This window comes from Cohnella hashimotonis (assembly GCF_030014955.1).
In the GTDB taxonomy this organism is placed as follows: domain Bacteria; phylum Bacillota; class Bacilli; order Paenibacillales; family Paenibacillaceae; genus Cohnella; species Cohnella hashimotonis.
In genome coordinates this window covers 629,556-650,412 of sequence record NZ_JAGRPV010000001.1, presented here as the reverse complement: position 1 = coordinate 650,412, position 20,857 = coordinate 629,556, and the positions used below count along the sequence as shown (strand labels likewise).

Below are 20,857 nucleotides of genomic sequence, written 5' to 3'. Positions count from 1 at the left end.
GTTAAAAAATTTCTTATCCCTGTCCTTTGTTGGTCCTATCCTTTGATGGAGCCGACCATGATGCCCTTGTCGAAGTGCTTCTGCAGGAACGGATAGACGGCGATGATCGGCAGGCTGGAGACGACGATCGCGGCCATCTGCAGCGCCGGCGCGTACACCTTGGCGGACTGCCGCTGCTCCGCCAGCGTTTGGGCCATCAGGCTCAGCATGGAGTTGGACGTGATCAGCGTTTCCCGCAGGTAGATCTGCAGCGGGGCCTTCGAGGCGTCGCTGATGAAGATGAGCGCGTACCACCATTCGTTCCACCGCTCCACCGCGTAGAAGAGCGCGAAGGTCGCCATGAACGGCGCCGAGATCGGCAGGATGATCTTGTAGAGAATGTACAGGTCGTTCGCCCCGTCCAGCTTGGCCGATTCCTCCAGGCTCTCCGGGATACCGCCGAAGTAATTTTTCATGATAATCAGGTAAAACGTATTGAGTCCGGCCGGGACGATCATGACCAGCAGGTTATTGACGAGACCGAGGTCCTTGACGATCAGGTAAAACGGAATCAGGCCGCCGTTGAAAAACATGGTGAACAGGATAAGGCTCAGCATCGCATTGCGCCCCGGCATGCCCCGCTTGGACAAGGCATACGCGCCCGCCACGGAGATCGCCATGCTGAACGCGACGCCCGCGGCGGTGACGATAACGGAGTTCAGGAACGACGTCCAGAACTTCGTGTCCTCGAGCAGCAGCTTGTAGGCGGTCAGGTCGAACGAGAGCGGGAGAATGTAGAAGTCGCTCTTGCTGATCGCCTCGAACTTGGCCACCGAGACGATCAGGACGTTGTAGAACGGAAAAAAAGTAATGACGGCTAGGAGCCCCAGGACGATAAACGCCCCGATATCGAACGGACTCCATTTTTTCTTCGCAGCGGCCGCGCTGGCGCTCATGGGCGATCCTCCTATGCTGTCTTCGTTAATAGAGCCCCTGCTCCCCCATCCGCTTGGCGAACGTATTGGCCGCCCACAGCAGCACGAGGCTGATGACCGACTTGACGACGCCGACCGCGGTCATATAGCCGAAGTCTCCGCCGACGGTGAAGGACGTCCGGTAGATGTACGTGTCGATCGTGTCCGCTACGGAATAGACCGGAGAGCTGTAGAGGTTAAAAATCTGCTCGAAGCTGGCTCCCTGCGTCAGCATCTGCCCGACGTGAAGGATCAGCAGCACGGAGACGGTGCTCTTGATGCCCGGCCACGCGATGCTCAGCAGCCTGCGGAATCGTCCGGCGCCGTCCACCTCCGCGGCCTCGAACAGCTCGGGATTGATGCCCGCCAGCGCCGCCAGATAGATGATCGAATCCCAGCCGATCTCCCGCCAGACGTGGGTGATGTACAGGATCGGCCTGAACGCCCTCTCGTCCACGAGCGGCGAGCTCGGGTCGGCCCCGAACAGCATCGCGATTTGGTTGTAAATGCCGTCCTTGCTCAGGATGTTCATGACGATGCCAGCGAGCACGACCCAGGAGATGAAGTGCGGAAACGTGAGGATCGTCTGGAAAAACCGCCGGGCCTTGTTGCGGGAAAATTCGTACAGCACGATCGCCAGGACGATCGGCATGGGAAAGTGAATGACCAGCTTCATGACGCTGATGACAATCGTGTTGAAAAAGGCCGTGCGGAACTCGGGATCGGTCAGCAGCGTCTTGAAATTGTCCAAGCCCGTCCACGGACTGCCCAGGATGCCCTTGCCGTAGTTAAAGGTCTTGAACGCCAGCGTCACGCCGTACATCGGTCCGTAGCTGAAGAGCGCGTACCAGACCAGGATCGGCAGCACCATGAGATAGAAGTACTTGTACTGCAATATCGTCTTGCCCAAGCTCCGCCTCGGAGCCCGGGCCGTCGTCGGATCGGCCAACCCTCTCCCCCGCCTTCCATGTTGTCTTTGGCGCCAAGTAAGCGTTTTATATGCTAAATTATAAGGAGCGCAAAAGCGGCCGAGTATAGAGGATTCACGCCGAAGATGTGGACTTTACATACGTGACGGCACAGGGTGCTGCAGGTTCGGAGGATCGGACATATCGAACGTAAGATCGTCCATACCCGCGCCCTGCGGGAGCCGATAGGATGAACCTAAACAGGAGCGAGCAAAAAAGCAAAAAAGCGATTCGGGAGGACTAACATGCATACAGCGATAATCGCCGACGACGAACCATGGATCGTGGAGGGCATCAAAGCGGCGGTGGACTGGGCCAAGTACGGCTTCGAGGTGATCGGGGACGCCGAGGACGGACAGGCGGCGCTGGCGCTGATCGAGGCGCTGCGCCCGACGCTGGTCTTCACCGACATCAAGATGCCGGCGATGAACGGCCTGGAGCTGATCCAGCGGGGCAAAGCCGTCTCTCCGGACACGCTGTTCGTCGTGCTTAGCGGACACGCGGAGTTCGCCTACGCGCAAAAGGCGATCAACTACGGCACCTTCGGCTACTGCCTGAAGCCCTTCGAGATCGACGAGATTCACGGGATGCTCTCGCGGATCGCGCAGCATCTCGAATCGAGCGAAAAGAAAGCGCCGACCTCCCATTCGTACGCGCTCTACGAAGCCATCTGCTCGGGCGACCTGGATCGGATCAGCCGACTCTTGGATAAGAGCGGCATGCCGGTATCGGTCGGGACGCCACTCGTCCCCGTCGTGGTGCAAGGCCGGCATACGCCGCCCGCCGTGCCGGGCATCGTCTGCCTGTCGTTCCCCATGAGCAGCAGGCGGCACGGTTATTTAATGGAGGAGCGCCGAAAGGCGGCTTTCCTCCAGGGGATCGGCGGCGCCGGACGGCCGGTCGAATTCGGCGTCGGCGTCGGCCCGTCCCTCTCGGACGTCGCGGAGCTGGACGCCGCTCTCGAAGCCGCTTCGCTCGCGGCCTACGGCATGTTCGCCACGGGCCGGCCCGGCGTCTACCCGGCGGCCGCCGCTGCCGTCGAGCGCCCGATCGAAGAGCGGCTCCGGGAGATCGCCAAGACGCTCGAGCGCAAGGACCGGCTGGGCTTCATCGCGGCCATGGATTCGGCCAAGGCGGGATTCCGCGACGGCGCCCTCACGATCAAGGAAGCGTACGTGCTCTATACGTCGGTGCTGTATCTGTTCCCGCGGGAGGGCTCCAAGCCGAGCGGTCGCTTTTTCGAAGGCTACGAGCAGCTCTATTACCGGTACGGCACCGCGGAGGCGATGGTGGACGACCTGACGGCGATGACGCTGGATTCGTTCGAGGAAGGCGTCGAAGCGGCGGAAGCCGGGATCTCCCACAAAAAGGTGAAGGAGATCGTCCTCTACATTCGCAACCGCTTCAACCAGGAGCTCTCGATCCAAAGTCTGGCGGAGCAGTTCTATTTGAGCCCGAATTATTTGTGCCAGTTGTTCAAGCGCGAGGTCGGCGAGACGATCGTGGAGCATATCTCGCGGCAGCGCATCGAATACGCCTGCAAGCTGCTGGAGGATACCGATCTGTCCATCTATCAGGTGGGGGAAAAGTGCGGGTTCCACGATTATTTCTACTTCACCCGGATCTTCAAGCGATACCGCAAAATGACGCCGACGCAATACCGGGAGCGGTCATGAACGCATTCGGCAGGCTGTCCATCCGGACGCAGGTGCTCCTGATCGGCGCGCTCATCGTCGCCATCATCCCTTTCGTCATCGTACGCGTGTACCAGCAGTCCAGCGCGACGGTCATCAGCCAGAACACCGAGTACAATACGGAGCTCGTCTCGATCCTCAAGCAGCGGGTATCGGCCAACTATGCCAACGTGTCCGCGCTCATGATGAACCTCGGCTACGACGCCACCCTGCAGAAGTTTCTGCTGGAGCCCGACAAGCTCAAGCAGTACGACCTGTCGCAGAAGGTCGAGAGCCTGATGAGCATCGCGCGCAATACGAACCAGGATATCCTCGACATCGTCGCGGTCGGGCGCACCGGCTCTTATACGTCCTTGGCGGGCAGAACCCAGCGCATCCGGGAGCTGATGGCGACGGCGGGCGGGGACGGCACCGTGCACTACCGCGGCTACAGCCCGCCGGACAAGGTGCTCGACAAGGGCAAGCTGCTGTTCGGCATGAACATCTTCGCTTCGGGCGACACCCAGTTCTACGGCGAGAAGATCGGTTACATCCTGGTCGTCTTAGACATCCAGTCCATTCATTCGGCGTTCGAAGGCTATCCTCGGCTGGCCGGCACGAACTTCTTCATGATGGACGATAAAGGCGTAATCTACGCGAACGGCGGCGATTGGGAGCGCATGCTCGACAATATGGGGATCGGCGACGAGGGCGATGAGAACCAAGCGGCGGAAGCGGGCAAAGCGGCCGTCCGGAAGATCGGCGGCAAGAAATACGCCGTCCAGACGTTCGCGCTGCCGGAGATCTCGGGCAAGATCGTGACGGCCGTCCCGATCCACAACCTAATGAAGGAGCTCGAGCGGCTGCGCAAGACCAGCTATTGGCTGCTCGCCGTCACGCTGCTGGTCGTCTCGATCCCTTACGCAATGCTCATGGTCAATATTTTAAGGCCGCTGACCCGGCTTATGCGGTTCATGAAGCGGCTGAAGGGCGGCAATCTGGAGGTGCTCCACGACAAGGTGGACCTGAAGGGGTATGCGGAGATCGAGGTCATCTCGAGCGAATTCAACACGATGATGGGACGCATCAACGACCTGACCGGGCAGCTCGTAGACGCGACGTCGAAGCTGTACCAGGTCGATCTGGAGAAACAGAGGGCCGAATACGCCTACCTGCAGAGCCAGATCAACCCTCACTTCCTGAGCAACACGCTGGATTCGATCAAAGGCATCGCCATCGTAAAGGGGAACCAGGACATCTTCGAGATGACGACGGCGCTCAGCTCGATGCTGCGCTACAGCATCAAAGGCAAGGACGAGGTGAGTCTGGCGGACGAGCTGAAAATCGCGGAGGCCTGCGTCAAGATCCACCAGGGCCGGTTCCCCGGCAGGCTGACGTTCAAGCTCGTCTGCCCGGAGGAGCTGCAGGACATCCCCGTGCCGCGGATGATCGTCCAGCCGATCGTCGAGAACGCCCTCGGACACGGGCTAGAGCCACGCGGCCGAGGCGGCGTCCTGCTCATCTGCGCCTCGGAAAACGCGGACGGCCGGCTCGAGATCGCCGTCGAAGACAACGGCGTCGGCATCGAGCCGGATCGCTTGGCGCTCTTGACGGCGTCGCTCGCGAGCAGGAACGCGGAGGCGAGCGGGCATATCGGCGTCCGCAACGTGCATAACCGGCTGTGGCTCAAGTACGGGGAGCCCTGCGGCGTTCGGCTGGAGAGCGAGCCCGGACGCGGGACGAAGGTCGTGCTGACGCTGACGGGCCGCCGGGCGGATGCAAACGATACGCGGTCCGGGGATGAGGCGGTCTGAAGGCCCCGGGATAAGGCTGTTTAGCGGCGTAGGATGATGCCGTCCGAGCGGCGAGAAATGCCGCGGCGCCCGCAGCCACGGCATTTCTCGCCGCTCGCGTTAATGGAACCTTCCGTACAACGGAATAAACAGCAGCGACGTCACGATGCCGGCCAGCGCCATGGACACGCCGCTGACGCTGCCCTGCAGCTCGGAATCCCGGATCACGCGGCCGGTGCCGATGCCGTGGGAGGAGGTGCCGATGGCGACGCCGATCGGCATATCGCCGGAGATGCCCGCCCGGCGCAGCAGCGCGGGGCCGACCATGCTGCCGAGCAGCCCGGTCAGGACCGTCAGCACGGCGGCGAGCTCCGGAATGCCGCCGGCCTGGCGGGCGATCTCGACCGAGATCGCGCTGGAGACGGACTTCGGCATCATGGTCGCCATGAGCTCCCGCGTCCCGCCCATCAGCCAGACGAGCAGCCCGGCGCCGGCGATGCCGCTCACCGATCCGATCGTAACCCCGGATAGGATCGCGGCGAAGTATCGACGCAGGAAGTGCCGCTGCTTGTAGAGCGGAACGCCCAGCGCCACGGTCGCGGGTCCCAGGAAAAAGGTGATCAGATCGCCGCCGGCCCGATAGTCGTCATAGGGAATATCAAGCATAAGCAGCAGCGCGATGATCGCGCCCGAGCAGACGAATAGCGGATGGATCGACTTCCACTTGCCCTGCACCTTCAGGGCGATGACGTAAGCGCCGACGGTAACCGTCACGCCGAACAACGGGTGCGCATAGATCTCGTGCAAGTTCATAAGCCGGCACTCGCCTTTCCCTGCTCGGACTCGGGCGCCAGCGACGCCTTGCGGCCGACCCGGGCGGCGACGCTCCCGGCGACCAGCATGACGATCAAGGTGCTTCCCGCAAGACTGACGGCGATCGCGAGCCCGTTCTCCCGCAGCACTGGCAGGAAGGCGATCGTACCTACGATATACGGCACGAAGAACAGCATCATATGCCGCGTCAGCAGCTCGGCGGAGCGCTCGACCCACTCCAGCTTGACAATACGCAGAAACAAGGCGGCCGTGAACAGAATAAGGCCGATGACATTGCCCGGAATCGGCAGATGCAGTACGTGCTCCGCAACCAATCCTAGCAAATTAAACCCAAGCAAAATGGCGAATCCGGTCATTATCGCACCCTCACCAAACCTTTAAAGGTATAGGCCAGCACCGGCTTGCCACCCAAGGCGATCTCTTCATCCTCGCAAGCTTCTTGAAAGGAAAGCCAATCGTCCTCGTTAAAATGCTGTATCGAGGGGCCGTTGCCTACATGAACGCAAAGCAAATACGACTGCCCCGCGGCGGAACGGCAATCAAGCACGTAATGCGCCGAGGTCTCCCGGCCTTCCCGGACGTAAGCGGTAATGGACGCCTCCTTCGCCCGATCATCGCCGGCGGATGCGATGCCCGCGGCTTCGGGGGTCACGAGCGACGCATTCAGGATGGCCTCGATCCCTTCCCCTGCGAAGCTTTCCGCTTCCGCGAACGAATTGATTTTTCTCATAAAAGCCTTCCTCTCCATTCACTCGTTTTGCCGTTCATGACGGCCTTAATCCGCTTTAGTAGCATTCAGCGGCGTCCCAGATCGCTTGCCCATCCAGCGCAACGACGCCGTTTTCTGTTCGTTTGGCGGAATTCGCCATCGCGCGGGCCAGCGTCTCCGTCGGCAGCGGCTTCTGGCTGCGCAGCACGCCGAGCTTATTCAGATACCGGATCGCCTTCATGCCGGCCACCTCCATCGCCCTATCGCTATTCTTCCGAATCAATACGGGCGGATTGAAGATCGTCAGCTTATCGAACGGCAGCGCCTTAACGGCTTCCTCCAACTTGCCCTTCATCCTTGAATAGAAAAAGCGGGCATCCGGCGAAGCAAAGCCGGCAGAGACCAATACGTAACGGCCGCCCCCCGTTGTCGCTGGCGATCTTGGCAAATCGATACTGGTATCGTAATCAATTTTCCACTGCGCTTCTTTGCTCCCTGCCGCTTTGAGCGTCGTTCCAAGGCACGAAAACAAGACATCGCCCTCCACCACAGTGCTTCCACCGTTCCGGCGCGTCGAAGTCGATCACGTGCACGTTCAGCTTTTCATGCCGGAGATCCGGGGCGCGCCTGACGAAGATGTCGACGTGGTTGAAGGACGGTCTATTCTGGTTTAATGCCCTCGCATATCAAGGTCGTTTAGCGGGAAATCGCTGCTCCCCCAAGTATAAACGATATAATGGTTGCTTTGCGTATCGTCCGGACGAATCTTTTTAAAGCGCAAGTTTCCCCTTTCGGCAGCCCGGATTCTGCTATCCCTTTGCGGTTGGACGATGCAGACGAGCGGCACGGCGATGAACATTAGGAAGAACCCGGCGACAAAAGTTGTCATTAATAGGATGAAGGTTTTATCAAGTGACTACCTCCCGAGTGAACGGCGTCGTTGTGCTTCCCTTTTAAATTACCGCAGTAGCTAAATTTAACGATGATGGCGCATGCCGTGCCGCGGCTAATATTGAAAAGCCGCCCGGTTACCGGGGCGGCTCATTCGACAACGCGTCTGCGAATTCACGCTTCCTGTTCGGCTCCAGGATAAATCATGATCTTGATCGCCTTGTCCTTCTGCGTGCGGGCTGCGTGCAGCGCTTCGTTGATATCCTTCAAGCCGAATGAATGCGTGATGACTTCGGCGATGTCGAGCCCGCTCCCCGCATAAGCCTGGATAGCCGCCTTGTAGGTGTTCGCGTACCGGAATACGCCGTAAATGTTCAGCTCCGAATCGATGATCTTGTCGACGTTGAGCGACACCCCGTTCTCGGGCGGCAAGCCGACGAACACGATGCGGCCGCCCCGCTTCGCCAGGCTCACCGTACTTGCGATGGAGCCGTGGTTGCCCGATGATTCGACGATCACGTCGACCCCCTCGCCGCCCGTCCGATTGGCCAGCTCCGCCGCGATCGAATCGGACAGCGGGTCGAAGACCGCAGTCGCGCCCAGCTTCAGCGCGTATTCCCGCCGGAAGGCGACCACGTCGCTCGCGTAAATCTCCCGGACGCCGAACAGCTTGGCCGCCTGGATGGCCAACAGACCGATCGGACCGAGGCCCGTGATGAATAGCCTGTCGCTCGGCTTCACGTTTGCGCGGTTCATCGCGTGATAGCCCACGGATAGCGGCTCGAGCAGCGCGCCTTCCTCGAAGCTCATCGAATCGGGCAGCGGGAACAGCACGTCCGCGCGCATGGCGATGTAGTCCGCCCAAGCGCCGTCGTCGGGCGGCGTCGCCAGAAAAAACACGTCCGGGCAGAGATTGTACCTGCCGCCCTTGCAATATTCGCATCGTCCGCAAGGGATGCCGGGCTCGATCGCCACCCGGTCGCCAACCTTTAAGTTGGCGACACGCTCGCCGATCTCGACGACCGTCCCCGCAACCTCGTGCCCCAGGATCAAGGGACCGTCAACGACGTATCGCCCGATACGGCCGTGCTCGTAGTAATGGATGTCCGAACCGCATATCCCGATGCACGCGACTTTAATCAGCGCTTCGTCGGGACCCGGCGAAGGCCGATCGATCCGCTCTACCTCGATCCGGCCTTTTTCTTTCATGACTGCCGCATTCATCGTCTTGTTGTCCATTGCTCAGCCTCTCCCCTCTGCCAACTATCGGATTTGTACCGCAGCGATCTCGAATTGCGAATGGCCGTTGGTCTCTAGGCATACGATGCGCATCTCGTCCGTCCGAAGCGGCTGCGCGAAGGCATGCACGCGCTTGCGCTGGCGGTTGTCGTCCGTCTCTGCGACGACGACCCACCGGTCGTCCCGCCGGATCTCGATCCGGTATCGCTTCACCAGCTCGGGGATCGCCTCGAAAGGCGTCCGATGGTGATGCAAATTGATCAGATCCTCGTTCACGTCGTCGTTAAACGTCAGATGCACTTCCCCGGCTTCGATCGGCTCCTCCCATTTGAGGCTCAGCCAAGCCTCCCCGCCGGCGGCGTCGGCCGACCACATATGCGGACCGCCGTACGGTCTCAAATAGCCGTCGGTCGCCTTGGAAGGCAGATAAGCCCCCGTCGTCCCCAGCAGACGCATGCAGAAGGGCTTGCGCACCGAGCGTCGCATGCTCCACTGCACGGTCGGCTGGTTCGGATCGAGCCCCTCCAGTCCGCGCGCCGCGTTCAGACTCTTTTCCCGGACGAACGACAGCACGCCGCTCCAAGGCTTATGGGATAAATACAGGCGTACGCCCGCGTTCTCCCGGATGACGACGAAGGCATTCTGCGTCTCGGCCGGACGCCAAGGCAGGCGAATCGATACCCACTGACGCTCACCCGGATGCACCGGCACGGACGCCTTCGCCACGAGCTCGACGGGGATGTAGTTCTCTGGCCGTCCCGTCGTCCAGAGCTCCGCCTCCAACGTCGTCGCTTGGTCGGCGTCGAGCAGGATCTCGATGCCCTCGATGCCGGGATCGGCCGGCACCAGCATGCCGATGTCCGAATCGAGCCGATACGGCTCATCCGGCGACTCGATGCGGATGGTCTCCGCATGGCCCGATGCCGTCGCCTTCGCGCGCGCGGCCAGATCTCCCGCGCCGTCGTGCTTAAGCCCGATGACGGAGGCATCCTGCCACAGCAACGCACGCTGAAGCTCCTTCAGATGATCGCGGTAGAGCTCCCGCGGCGTGACCCCGTGCTCGACGCACAAAGCGGCCGCGGTTCCCGCCGCCTCGCCGATCGTCGCGCAGGTGCCCATGACGCGGGTGGCGCCGAAGGCGATGTGCGTCGCGCTGATATTCCGCCCGGCGAACAGCAGGTTGTTCACGTTGACCGAATACATCGTGCGGTATGGCACCTGGAAGATGCCGTCGCTCTGATAATGCATCGACTTGTTCGTATTGGCGTACATGCCTTCCTTGTGATGCAGATCGATCGACCAGCCCCCGAAGGTGACGCAGTCGTCGAAGGTCGTCTGGGCCTCGATATCGTTCTGGGTGAGGACGTAGTCCCCGATGAAGCGCCGGTACTCCCGCTTGCCGGGCACGCTGCCTACCCACTCCAGCGTCGCGCGCTCCGCATCGAAGTTGCCCGAGTTTTTGATATAGTCCCAGATGCCGTAGATGACCGACCACAGTTCGTCCCGGATCCGTTCGTTGTCGTGCAGCGTATCGATCTCGCCGCCCCACTCGATCCACCAGTAGTGGCAGCCGGAATCGCCGCTCTTCAGCACGCGTTTCATCGGAATCGGCGTTTTCGTAATGTCCTTGGCGAAGCTCGGGGGAATATACTTGACGGGGCGTTCGGCTTCCTTGGTGTAAAACAGCAGCGTGCTGCCGAGCGTGAGGCCGTCCGCCTCTTCGGGCGCCCACTTCTCCCCGTATTCCGAACGGGCCTCGCGTCCGATCCGGTACTTCGCTCCCGCGAGGAAGCCGATCAGCCCGTCGCCGGTGCAATCCATGAACACGGGGCTTTCGAACCGGATACGTCGTTCGGAGCCCATCATCCAGCCCGTCACAGCCGCGATCTCGCGGCTGTCCGCCGGACCGTTGGCTTCGATCTCGTGCACGTCGGTATTCAGGAAGAGCCTAATATTAGGCTCGGCACGGACCGTCTCCAGCACGACCATGTCCCACAGATACGGATTGCCTTCCGGATTGACGTATTGATTTTTGAGGAACATCTCGCCCATGATGCCCGTCTCCCGCGCATACCGGTTCACGCCGTGTCCCGTCGCGCCGACGACCCACACGCGGATCTCGCTGCTGGAGTTGCCGCCCAGCACCGGCCGGTTCTGCACCAATGCGACGGACTTGCCGTTCCTCGCGGCCGCCACGGCCGCACATACGCCGGACAATCCTCCGCCGATTACGGTTACGTCCGATTTGATCGATTCGAATCTCATTGCATGTTCCCCTCTCGCGAATTTGCGAATTTATAATTTGCCGCTATCAGCCTTTGACGGCGGAGCTTGCCAGCCCTTCGACGATGAACCGCTGGCCGAGCAGGAAGACGACGATCATCGGGATCATCCCCGCCGTCGCGGCCGCCATCATCCCGTTGTAGTCCACGCTGTTTTCCAGGACGAAGTTCTGCAGACCGAGCGGAACCGTGTACAGCTTCTCGTCCAGCAGGAAGACCAGCGCGTTCTCGAAGTCGTTCCAGTGCCAGGAGAAGTCGATGATCGCCAAGGTCGCGAGCGACGGCTTCGCCATCGGGAGCATCATCCGCAGGAAGATGCCGAAGTGTCCAGCGCCGTCAAGCATGGCCGACTCCGAGATATCCTTCGGGACCGCCAGGAAAAACTGCCGGAGCATGAACACGCCAAGCACGGTAAATATGCCGGGCAGGATCAAGGCCAGATGCGTGTTGTAGATGCCGAGCTCGTTGAACAGGATAAATTTCGGCACGAAAATGATCTGGTTCGGAATCATCATCGCGACGAGATAGATCAGGAAAAGCGTATCCCGGCCTTTGAATTCGATCCGCGAAAAACCGTAAGCGGCGACCGCGGCCAGAAACACGGCTCCGACCGTGCTGATGGACGATATTTTCAGAGAATTCAGATAATAGTGGATAAAGCTGGCGGGGCCCGTCCATACCTTCTCGTGATATTTAAGCGTGGGATGGTCGGAGATCCATTGGAACGGATATTCGAACACCTCGAAGGGCTGCTTAAAAGATGTGCTGATCATCCACAAAAACGGATAAATCATGAGTAGCGCGAAAACGAACATGACGACGGTAGTTAAAAGCTTGCGCACGGTAGGCATACGTTCGTTCCCTTCATGAATAGTGAACCCATTTGCGCTGCGCCGCCCATTGGATCGCCGTAATGACGACGATGACGAGCAGCAGAAAGACGGAGACGGCGGCGGCATAGCCCATGTCGTAGTAGCGGAAAGCAGTCTTGTAGATGAGCAGGGACAACACGGTCGAGCTGTCTCCGGGCCCGCCGTTCGTGATCGCCTGGAAAATGCCCATCTGCTTGATCGACACGATAAAGCCGGTCATGAGCAGGAAGAGCGTCGTCGGACTGACCAGCGGCCATAAAATGTAGCGCGTTGTATGCCAGCGGCGGGCTCCGTCGATCCGGGACGCCTCGAGCAGCTCGCCGGATACCTCCTGAAGGGCCGCCAGATAAATAATGATATTGTAGCCCAGCAAAAACCAGATCCAGATGATGTCGAACGCGAACATCGCGGACGAAGTAGAGGCCAGCCATTCCGGCGGATGCTCGATTCCCATTCCCTTGAGCAGCTGATTGATCGGTCCGTCGATCGGCTGGAAAATCAGCATCCACACGAAGGCGATCGCTACGCCGGTCGTGATATACGGCAGAAAGAACATCGTCCGCAGCGCGTTTTTCAAAAATACGCTTTTGTTCAGTACGAGCGCGGCCAAAAAAGCCAGGCAGACCGATATGGGGACGGATCCGAGAAAGATCAACGTATTTTGCAAGGCATGATAGAACGAGACGTCTTGAAGCAGGCGCTCGAAGTTCGCGATCCCTACGAAGTCGGCATGAAGCGCCGGAAACTCCCAATTCGTAAAAGCGAGAAAGATTGAAAACAGCGCGGGCATAAGAATGAATAGTACGACGCCTATCATGTTCGGAGCGATGAATAAATACCCGATCAGCTGCTGTCGTCTCATCCAGTTCAATTTCATGTTTCAGCTCTCCCTACGGAACGGGAACACAATCCCCGTGCTCCCGGCCCCTATAATTCCGCGTTATTGCCTCTTTAGGTATTCATTATGCCGTTTGACGACGTTGGCGAGCGTCTGCTCCAGCGACTGGGCCTTGATATAGTACTTGTCGAACTCTTCGCGCCGGATATCGATGACCTCTTGAGGCAGCGTGACCTGGAAGGTCGGACGCTCGTTAGCCAGGATGCGCTGCAGCGATTCCGTGTCGTACTTGTCCTTGTTATCGCCTAGCAGCAGCTCGAGCGCCTTGCTCTGGTCCGCATCCTTGGACGCCGGGATCCGGCCTCCCGACGCTTGGGGCAGCATGCCGCCGTCCGCGTACCACTTCAGGAACGCCCATGCCTCTTCTTGGTGTTCGGACCGGGCATTGATGGAGATCGCGTCGCCTAAGCCGCCCAGATAGCGGAAGTCGTCCTGTCCCTCGGCCACGCGCGGCAGCGGGGCGAAGGCGATCGTGAACTCGCGCGGGTAATCCTTGGTATTGTTGGCGTCGCGGAAGATCCACTCGCCCGCGGTGAAGATGGCCAGCTTGCCGCCCAGGAATTCCGCGTTCATGTTCATCTTGGTCGACTCGATCAGGCTGACCGGCGGACTTACCTTGGACGTGTGCATCATGTCGTATTCGAGCTGCAACGCCTGCCCGACGACCGGGGCGCCCAAGTTCGACGTGCCGTCCGCCTTGACGTAGCCCTGCACCGCGAGCGAGCCGTCGAACGTCACGATGTCGCGCCAGAACGGGAACTCCGCGTAGCCCCACCGGCTGTCCGTCTTCAGCGCCTTGGCGTACCGCTCGACGTCCGCCAGCGTCCAGTCCGTAGGTACGGGCAGGCCCGCCTCGTCCAGCGCATCCTTGTTCAGCCATACGAAGTGCATGTTACGCTTCGTGGGCATGGCGAAGTACTTGTCTTCGATCGCCCATTCTTTGGCGCCCGCGCCCATCTTGTCGTCGATATCGTAGTCCTTGAAGGCGCTCAGATCGAGTGCCGAGCCGGCGGATACGCGCTTCACGAGCAGCGGCTTCGTGTAGTTCGCGAAGATATCCACGCTTTGTCCGGAGACCAGCGCCGTATCCAGCTTCAGATTGCCGCTGTCGTCGTTGACGTAGCGCACGTAATTCACCTGGATATTCGGATGCTCCTTGTTCCAGGTATCCACGATTTCCTGCGGTCCGGACTCCGCCGGAACGCCGCCCCAGAACGTCAGGTTGACGACTTCGCCCGAGGAACCTTTCGACGCTCCCGACGAGCCTGCCGTATTGCCGGAGCCCTGACTGTCGTTGTTGTTTCCCGAACACGCGGACAAGACGGCCGCCGCAAGGGCGAGGGATAGGGATGCTTTGCCGAATCTCTTCATCTGCGTCTGAACCTCCATCTGTTTTTAGCTTACGGTGTCTATCTTAGCGAGGATCGGAGGCCGGCAGGAATGAACATATCCTATGATCGTGTTGCACAAATCCATGGATCTGCGGGAGCTCTCTCGTCATTCCCGGTATTGGGAAGGCGTAGCCCCGGTGATTCGTTTAAAGACGCGGTTGAAATAGTTGATATTGCGATAGCCTATCTGCTCCGAGATCTGGTTGATCGTCAGATCGGTCTGCGTCAGGTAGAACATCGCCTTATCCATTCGCACCCGGTGCACATAAGCGATCAAGCTCTCCTTGGTCTTCGCCTTGAAGAGCGTGCTGAAGTAGTTCTCGTCCATCGCGATCATCGCAGCCATGCTTTTGACCGATATATCCGTGTCGTAGCGATCGTTGATATACGCGATCACTTTGTTCACCTCCGGGTGATCCGTTAGGATCGCCGGCCGCGTCTGCTGGTATTGATCCAGGTAGTGGCGCAGCCTCGAGCGGATCGCCTGCTTCAGCTCTTCGTGCGTGCGCGCGTCATGGATCGCGCTCGGATGGCTGCCGCCCTTCTGAATCATCGAATACAGCGTATAATCGATGTCCGCCGCGATCTTCTTCACGTGCACCGGCGACAGACAGCTCCTTTGCATCTCCCGCCAGATCTCGTCGATGAGCGCGTCGCATTTTTGTTCGTCCAGCTTCTCGAAGCTGGACACGAGCTCTCTCTTTTTCCTCCAGGAAAAATACGGCGCGGACTCCCGCGGCTCGATCCGATCCGCGGAGAGGGCGCCCGCTGCGCCTTCGTACCAGGCGAGCCACGACTGCTGAATGATTCTTCTCCACTGCGCCTCCAGCTGCGAATAAGGGACGTCCGTCGCATAGACGATCGCGTAGCCGGCGCTCGGCGCCGCCGCTTCGTCCACGGGCTGCGATCCGGGTCGGTGCCAGACGAAGACGGTCGTCAGTCCGTAGCCATGATATTGATGCACCGCCTCGGCGAAGCGGAAGTCGAGGAAGGACAATACGCGCTTGTGGTCGCCGGCAGCCCAGCGCTCACCGCCGCGGATGACCGTCGCCAGGGTGAGCGTCAGCTCCCGGAGCCCGGCGATCGCCGCCGGCGGCTTTTCCTTCTCCGCCTGCTCGTCGTGCTCCTGCTCGTCCTGCTCCGGTTCGGTTATCCGGCGCCATATTTGCCCGTAAAACAAATTCACCTTCTGATCGGCATATTGGGACTGCTGCTCAAGCTCTCCCTTGATCTTCGACAGCGAATCGACCAAGCTGGAAATGCTCATGGAGAGCTTCAGAATGTAGTTCGAAGCCCCGTATTCCAGCGCTTGCCGCACGTATTCGAATTCGTTCAGGCAGCTCAGCATGACGAACTTGCATTTCATATCCAGCGCTCTCGCCTGCTTCAGCAATTCGACCCCGTCCATGATCGGCATCTTGATGTCCGTAATGACCAGATCGTACGGCATGGACTTCAGCATCTGCAGCGCCTCTTCGCCGTCGTTCGCTTCTCCCGCTACGGTGAAGCCATGCTCCTCCCATTTAACGGTCATCTTGATCGACTCTCTTACGAACAATTCATCTTCCACGAGCAGTACTTTCCACATCGTCGTCAGCCCTTTTCATAAGGTCTTGATAGCAGGTATGGCAATTGCATGCGCACCAGCGACCCTTGCTCGAGCGGGATGACCTCCAGCTTGCCGTCCTCCTTGAACAGAATCTGGAGCCTGTCCCGCAGGTTCTGCAGGCCGATGCCCTTGCGGCTGCGATCCTTCTGCTGCTTGCTCTGCTGCCGGAATCCTACGCCGCTGTCCTCGATATCGATATACAGCAGCTTGTTTTGGGTGAAAACGCGGATGAGAATATAGCCCTTGGCCTTAAGCGGTACGATTCCGTGGATGATCGCGTTCTCGACCAAAGGCTGGATGCTCAGCTTCGGGACGAGCGCATACTCCATCGCGGAGCCGAATTCGTAGTCCACGTCGAGCTGGTCATTGTACCGCAGTTCATGGATGAGCAAATAATCTTCGATGAGCTTGATCTCATCCTTAAGATGGATTAATTCGGTCTCCGCGTGCAGACTGGTCTCCAGGATATTGCCGAGCGACACGCATATATCGGGGATGTCCTTGTCTCCCTGTCGGATGGCGAGCCATTTGATCGTATTCAGCGTGTTCAGCAAAAAGTGGGGATTGATCTGCGACAGAAGCATCTGAAAATGGACCCATTCCTTCTGCTTTTGCTCGTCTTTGAGCAGTCTGACCATCGCGTTCAAATCCGTCGTCATTTTGTTGAACGACCGTATGACCTGGAGAATTTCTCCTGTATATTTGCTCTCGTCAATCGTGATTTTGAGGTTCTGATTGGCGATGCCGCTCATTTTTTTCTCCAGCACCGTCAAGGGCTTGGTGAACTTGTACGAGATCAGCATGTTCATGACGACGAACAGCGCGACAAAGGCTAGAAAGATGCCGAAAAACTCGATGCGCAGCTGCGAGGTCTCGTGGAACAGCACTTTGCGGGGGACAACGTCGACGAAGTACCAATCCAGCTGGGGGATGCTGCGGTAGTTGATTAACGAATCCGAGCGCTTGTCGAAGTAGAACCCGCCCTTGTCCGCCGTCTCCCGAAAGCGGGCGAGCACCTGCGGGTCCAGCGCAAGCTCGCTGTTGAAGGCCGATACGAGCGCGCCCGTTCCTGAGACGATATAGTATTGATGCTCCTTGTCGCTGCGGATGAACGATTTGAACCAAATATCGTAATCGATGCTGATCCTCGCCATACCGAACGGCGTATTCCCGGAATTCCGCATGATCGTGCTCAAGGTCAGCAGATGCTCGCTGCCGGATATGTTGCGCGACACATAATTGGCGTCGTTCGCGATCCATTTATAAGGTCGCTCCACGCTCAAGAGCTCCGCCCAGTACTTTTTCTTGATTGCGTTGTAGTCCAGGCTCTCCTCCGGCTGATAGGAAGCGTATACATGACCGTGAAAATCAAGAAGCGTGTAATACACGATCTGCGAATTGAATAGAAAAATGCTGTTGTCGATGTTTTTCAGCACCTGTTCGGTATCGTGCACCCGCTCGAGCACGGTGTAGCGCTCGGGCATCGTCAGCACGTTTTGGATCGTCGTATCGTTCTGTACCATCACCAGCGTTTTATAAACCAGGCTCATGAGGTCTTCGGTCGACTGCTGCGCTTGATCCAGACCTTTGGCGCTTTGCGCGACGATCTTGTCCTGCAGCGCCTTCTCGAACTGGTTGAACAAATACAGGTACATGCCGGTCAGCGGCGCGATGATCACGACCAGCAGCGACAAGAAGAGCTTCGATCCCAGCCTCTTCGGTTTGATTCTATCGTACAGCCTCTTGATGCCCATCCGGTATACCTTCTTTCATGTTCGACCGTAGTAACCCTATTCTAATCGATTTGCGGATCGGGCAGATGGAACAAACCTCTTATTTATATGGAACAAATCCCTGATATCGCCACCGGATACCCTACGTTTTGTGCAAGCGGATCGATGGATATGTTCATTCCGTACGCGGCTCTCCGTTTATATAGTTTGATTATTGCGCAAGGCGCAAAGATCATACGGGTCTATAAGGAGAGAATGCGAATGGTTACGATCGGACCGTCCGTCATGTGCGCCGATCTCGGCCGCTTGACGGAGAACGTTCAGGAGTTGGATCGCGCAGGCGTCGACTTCTATCACTTCGATATTATGGACGGCAGCTTCGTGCCCAATATCGCGCTTGGCCCCGATCTCATCCGGGCGCTGCGTCCGCATACGGACAAGCCCTTCGACGTGCATCTGATGATCGACGAGCCCGAACGGTTCATCGGAGCGATCGCCGAAGCGGGAGCGGACATGATCTCGGTCCACGCGGAATCCAAGGTGCATTTGGAACGGGCGCTGCAGCAGATCCGCGGCTCCGGCGCCAAAGCGGGCGTGGCGCTGAATCCGTCCACCCCGCTCTGCGCGTTGGACTATGTAGGAGATGCGCTCGATTACGTGTGCATGATGACGGTCAACCCCGGATTCGCCGGACAACGGTTCATACCGAGCACGCTCGGCAAGATCGGCGATCTGAAGGCGAAGCTCAGCCGCCTCAATCGCGATATCAGGATCGAGGTAGACGGCAACATTAGCCATGCCATCATCCCGGAAGTCATCCGTCAAGGCGCCGATATGCTCGTATGCGGTACGTCAAGCCTATTCCTGCCTGATCGGCCTCTTGCGCAAGCCGTCGACCAAGTGAATCAGATCGTTCGGCAAGCGAGAGCGTTCGGAACGGAGGGATGAAGCGATGACAATCGTCGTAGCGGGAAGCGTCATGATGGATATCGTGTTGTCGACGGAGCGATATCCCGAGCGCGGAGAGACGGTGTTCGGCTCCGGTCTGCGCTTCTCCCCCGGCGGCAAGGGCGCCAATCAGGCGACAACCGTCGCGAAGCTGGGCATGGAAACCTGCTTCATCGGCTGCGTCGGCGAGGATGCGTTCGGCCATGCGTTGATCGATCGGCTGCGCGGCAACGGCGTTCTTACGGCTTGCACGCGAAAGACAAGCGAGACGCGAAGCGGAACCGCGCAGATCACGATCGATGCCTCCGGCGAAAATACGATTATTGTCCATCGGGGAGCCAACGACAGCCTGTCGGTCGAGGATATCGACGCCTGCGGTGAATACATGGGCAGATGCAAGATTTTGCTCGTGCAAATGGAAGTTCCGGCGGCGGTAACGATTCATGCGATGCGCGCGGCGAAGCGGCACGGCGCGACCGTGATCCTCGATCCTGCGCCTGCCGGCGGGATCGACCTGGCCGCCCTGCCCTATGCGGATATCATCGTCCCGAACCAACAGGAGACGAAGATCCTGACGCAGATTGACGTGCGCAGCGTCGATACGGCCGTCGAAGCTGCCCTATATTTGCACCGGCAGTTCGGAATCGCCAAGTCGATCGTCAAAATGGGACGCCGGGGCTCCCTGGTTTATCAAGACGGCGCCCATGAACATATCCCGGCCGTCCCCGTCGAAGCCGTCGACACGGTCGGAGCGGGAGATACCTTCGCAGGAGCGCTGGCTTACGCATTGGCAAAGGGACGGCGCTTGGCGGACGCCGCCCGGTTCGCTACCATCGTCAGCGCGCTTAAAGTAACGCGGCACGGCTCGCAGGACGGCATCCCCGACATGGGTGAGGTCGAGGCATTCTGCCGTGCCCGCGGCCTTGACTGGCGGTGGGGCTTAATCTTGCGCAAGCCGTGCTGAGTTGCCGTGGAAATGGAACAAAAAAAACGAAAAGAGGCCGCGTCCCTGTCGGATGGGCCTCTCTTCATAACGTCGGCTATCGACGGCCGATCTTTAAACGACTTGAACGAGCATCAGCTTTTGGTTGTCGCCGCCGCCCGCCGCGTACTGAACGAACTGCGTGCCCGCCGTCGTGCTGGAACCGGGCATATCAACCGCCTTTCCGCTCTAGTTCGTCAGATTCGCATCGCCGGAGCCATTGTGTCGATGGGGCGTCTTCTGCACGACGTGCCCGGACGGCGAGGCCGTGCTCCAATCCTTCATCGTGACGCTCACGTCGGCGTACGTCGAGTCGCTGTACCGGATTCTGAACGTGCCTGTCTTGTCCCCGTTCGTCGAAGCGCCCAGTATGCGAATAGAGGCATACTTGCCAGCAGGGATCGTCAGCGTCTGCCCGGTCGCCTTGACTGAATTATTCTTGCCGGCGGCGAAGGAGCCGAGGCGATAGTTCGTCCACTCGTACACGAACGCCGCCTTGCGGTTGTCCGCCGCATAGGTGTAACCCGAACCGTCGAAGTTGCCGTCCGCACGGTTCGCGTCGAAGCTGAAGGCATCCTCGTTGAATGCCCCGTTCAGATCTACCGTCGTTTGCGCAGGCGACGCGTGCGCCCGCTCTTGTCCGATCCAGCCGCCGACCCCGCCGAAGATCAAGACCGTAGCCAATACAACCGAGATCGTTCTTCTCCATGGACCGACTGTTAATCACGCCCATTATTCGTTCCTTCCTCCCGCAGTAGTATACCTTGCCCCCGCCGCCTTCCGCTGCCAATTAACGCTGCCGTGCGCCTCCTCCCGCGAGGTCTGCAATCGCTTGCAAATCTATTATTCACCCCTGGATGCGAACGGCGAAAGTGGAATTAACCAAGATGCGCAGCAAAAAATAAAGCAGCATGTCAGAGCTGTTGCGCGCTGAAGGCGTTGCATCGCCTCAGGTTCATCACGGGATCCCCTGCGTTTTGGTCTAAAACAAAACCAATATCCGCTAAGGAGACTCTTCTATCCTGCCTGTTCGCTGAAGAAGCGGCCGTTCATCCCATCCCGGCAGCCCGGTATTGTGATAC

At 59.1% G+C, this 20,857-nt stretch carries 18 protein-coding genes; 4 read left to right on the top strand and 14 right to left on the bottom strand.

Going from position 1 to position 20,857, the window contains the following annotated elements; all coding sequences use genetic code 11:
- Positions 1-35: 35 nt before the first annotated feature.
- Together KB449_RS02635 and KB449_RS02630 are read right to left on the bottom strand one after the other, a co-directional pair.
- Positions 36-935 (bottom strand): carbohydrate ABC transporter permease, encoded by a 900-nt coding sequence (locus KB449_RS02635; RefSeq protein ID WP_282906879.1) that lies wholly within the window; start codon positions 933-935, stop codon positions 36-38.
- Between the two features lie 25 nt (positions 936-960).
- The gene (locus tag KB449_RS02630) at positions 961-1,902 is read right to left on the bottom strand and encodes an ABC transporter permease (RefSeq protein WP_282906878.1); all 942 of its coding nucleotides are present in this window, start codon (positions 1,900-1,902) and stop codon (positions 961-963) included.
- A gap of 264 nt (positions 1,903-2,166) precedes the next feature.
- Between KB449_RS02630 and KB449_RS02625 the strand changes: the two genes are divergently transcribed.
- Positions 2,167-3,597, top strand: a complete 1,431-nt coding sequence (locus tag KB449_RS02625) for a response regulator transcription factor (RefSeq protein WP_282906877.1) — start codon at positions 2,167-2,169, stop codon at positions 3,595-3,597.
- The gene (locus KB449_RS02620; protein WP_282906876.1) at positions 3,594-5,408 is read left to right on the top strand and encodes a sensor histidine kinase; all 1,815 of its coding nucleotides are present in this window, start codon (positions 3,594-3,596) and stop codon (positions 5,406-5,408) included. The genes KB449_RS02625 and KB449_RS02620 overlap by 4 nt, the downstream gene beginning before the upstream one ends.
- Positions 5,409-5,507: 99 nt before the next feature.
- On the opposite strand, the gene KB449_RS02615 is transcribed toward KB449_RS02620, so the two are convergent.
- The 11 genes from KB449_RS02615 to KB449_RS02565 all read right to left on the bottom strand — a co-directional run bounded on the left by KB449_RS02615 (position 5,508) and on the right by KB449_RS02565 (position 17,866).
- Positions 5,508-6,200: an LrgB family protein gene (locus KB449_RS02615; protein WP_282906875.1), complete on the bottom strand. Its 693-nt coding sequence runs from the start codon at positions 6,198-6,200 to the stop codon at positions 5,508-5,510.
- Complete coding sequence (locus KB449_RS02610; protein WP_282906874.1) at positions 6,197-6,577, bottom strand: CidA/LrgA family protein; 381 nt, start codon at positions 6,575-6,577, stop codon at positions 6,197-6,199. Before KB449_RS02610 ends, KB449_RS02615 begins: the two co-directional genes overlap by 4 nt.
- Entirely contained in the window at positions 6,577-6,951 is a 375-nt protein-coding gene (locus KB449_RS02605) for a hypothetical protein (protein ID WP_282906873.1), read from the bottom strand. Before KB449_RS02605 ends, KB449_RS02610 begins: the two co-directional genes overlap by 1 nt.
- Before the next feature lie 55 nt (positions 6,952-7,006).
- The gene (locus tag KB449_RS02600; RefSeq protein WP_282906872.1) at positions 7,007-7,462 is read right to left on the bottom strand and encodes a Rossmann-fold NAD(P)-binding domain-containing protein; all 456 of its coding nucleotides are present in this window, start codon (positions 7,460-7,462) and stop codon (positions 7,007-7,009) included.
- Positions 7,463-7,995: 533 nt separating this feature from the next.
- Positions 7,996-9,060: an NAD(P)-dependent alcohol dehydrogenase gene (locus KB449_RS02595; protein ID WP_282906871.1), complete on the bottom strand. Its 1,065-nt coding sequence runs from the start codon at positions 9,058-9,060 to the stop codon at positions 7,996-7,998.
- 24 nt (positions 9,061-9,084) lie between these two features.
- The gene (locus KB449_RS02590) at positions 9,085-11,325 is read right to left on the bottom strand and encodes an FAD-dependent oxidoreductase (protein WP_282906870.1); all 2,241 of its coding nucleotides are present in this window, start codon (positions 11,323-11,325) and stop codon (positions 9,085-9,087) included.
- Between the two features lie 46 nt (positions 11,326-11,371).
- The gene (locus KB449_RS02585) at positions 11,372-12,193 is read right to left on the bottom strand and encodes a carbohydrate ABC transporter permease (RefSeq protein WP_282906869.1); all 822 of its coding nucleotides are present in this window, start codon (positions 12,191-12,193) and stop codon (positions 11,372-11,374) included.
- Positions 12,194-12,206: 13 nt separating this feature from the next.
- A complete protein-coding gene (locus KB449_RS02580; protein ID WP_282906868.1) occupies positions 12,207-13,091 on the bottom strand; it encodes a carbohydrate ABC transporter permease in 885 nt (294 codons plus the stop codon).
- 63 nt (positions 13,092-13,154) lie between these two features.
- A complete protein-coding gene (locus tag KB449_RS02575) occupies positions 13,155-14,483 on the bottom strand; it encodes an ABC transporter substrate-binding protein (protein ID WP_282906867.1) in 1,329 nt (442 codons plus the stop codon).
- Positions 14,484-14,609: 126 nt separating this feature from the next.
- Entirely contained in the window at positions 14,610-16,091 is a 1,482-nt protein-coding gene (locus tag KB449_RS02570) for a response regulator (RefSeq protein WP_282906866.1), read from the bottom strand.
- Positions 16,092-16,096: 5 nt separating this feature from the next.
- Entirely contained in the window at positions 16,097-17,866 is a 1,770-nt protein-coding gene (locus KB449_RS02565; RefSeq protein ID WP_282906865.1) for a sensor histidine kinase, read from the bottom strand.
- A gap of 240 nt (positions 17,867-18,106) precedes the next feature.
- Between KB449_RS02565 and rpe the strand changes: the two genes are divergently transcribed.
- The gene (gene rpe, locus KB449_RS02560) at positions 18,107-18,793 is read left to right on the top strand and encodes a ribulose-phosphate 3-epimerase (protein WP_282906864.1); all 687 of its coding nucleotides are present in this window, start codon (positions 18,107-18,109) and stop codon (positions 18,791-18,793) included.
- A gap of 4 nt (positions 18,794-18,797) precedes the next feature.
- Positions 18,798-19,757 (top strand): ribokinase, encoded by a 960-nt coding sequence (rbsK, locus tag KB449_RS02555; protein ID WP_282906863.1) that lies wholly within the window; start codon positions 18,798-18,800, stop codon positions 19,755-19,757.
- 207 nt (positions 19,758-19,964) lie between these two features.
- On the opposite strand, the gene KB449_RS02550 is transcribed toward rbsK, so the two are convergent.
- Positions 19,965-20,459, bottom strand: coding sequence for a hypothetical protein (locus KB449_RS02550; RefSeq protein ID WP_282906862.1), 495 nt, complete (start codon positions 20,457-20,459; stop codon positions 19,965-19,967).
- Positions 20,460-20,857 lie beyond the last annotated feature (398 nt).

Excerpts from the sequence above, each read along its gene's own strand:
- KB449_RS02635 (WP_282906879.1), bottom strand. The coding sequence starts at position 935 with ATGAGCGCCAGCGCGGCCGCTGCGAAGAAAAAATGGAGTCCGTTCGAT.
- KB449_RS02625 (WP_282906877.1), top strand. The coding sequence starts at position 2,167 with ATGCATACAGCGATAATCGCCGACGACGAACCATGGATCGTGGAGGGC.
- KB449_RS02620 (WP_282906876.1), top strand. The coding sequence starts at position 3,594 with ATGAACGCATTCGGCAGGCTGTCCATCCGGACGCAGGTGCTCCTGATC.
- KB449_RS02615 (WP_282906875.1), bottom strand. The coding sequence starts at position 6,200 with ATGAACTTGCACGAGATCTATGCGCACCCGTTGTTCGGCGTGACGGTT.
- KB449_RS02610 (WP_282906874.1), bottom strand. The coding sequence starts at position 6,577 with ATGACCGGATTCGCCATTTTGCTTGGGTTTAATTTGCTAGGATTGGTT.
- KB449_RS02605 (WP_282906873.1), bottom strand. The coding sequence starts at position 6,951 with ATGAGAAAAATCAATTCGTTCGCGGAAGCGGAAAGCTTCGCAGGGGAA.
- KB449_RS02595 (WP_282906871.1), bottom strand. The coding sequence starts at position 9,060 with ATGGACAACAAGACGATGAATGCGGCAGTCATGAAAGAAAAAGGCCGG.
- KB449_RS02590 (WP_282906870.1), bottom strand. The coding sequence starts at position 11,325 with ATGAGATTCGAATCGATCAAATCGGACGTAACCGTAATCGGCGGAGGA.
- KB449_RS02585 (WP_282906869.1), bottom strand. The coding sequence starts at position 12,193 with ATGCCTACCGTGCGCAAGCTTTTAACTACCGTCGTCATGTTCGTTTTC.
- KB449_RS02580 (WP_282906868.1), bottom strand. The coding sequence starts at position 13,091 with ATGAAATTGAACTGGATGAGACGACAGCAGCTGATCGGGTATTTATTC.
- KB449_RS02575 (WP_282906867.1), bottom strand. The coding sequence starts at position 14,483 with ATGAAGAGATTCGGCAAAGCATCCCTATCCCTCGCCCTTGCGGCGGCC.
- KB449_RS02570 (WP_282906866.1), bottom strand. The coding sequence starts at position 16,091 with ATGTGGAAAGTACTGCTCGTGGAAGATGAATTGTTCGTAAGAGAGTCG.
- KB449_RS02565 (WP_282906865.1), bottom strand. The coding sequence starts at position 17,866 with ATGGGCATCAAGAGGCTGTACGATAGAATCAAACCGAAGAGGCTGGGA.
- rpe (WP_282906864.1), top strand. The coding sequence starts at position 18,107 with ATGGTTACGATCGGACCGTCCGTCATGTGCGCCGATCTCGGCCGCTTG.
- rbsK (WP_282906863.1), top strand. The coding sequence starts at position 18,798 with ATGACAATCGTCGTAGCGGGAAGCGTCATGATGGATATCGTGTTGTCG.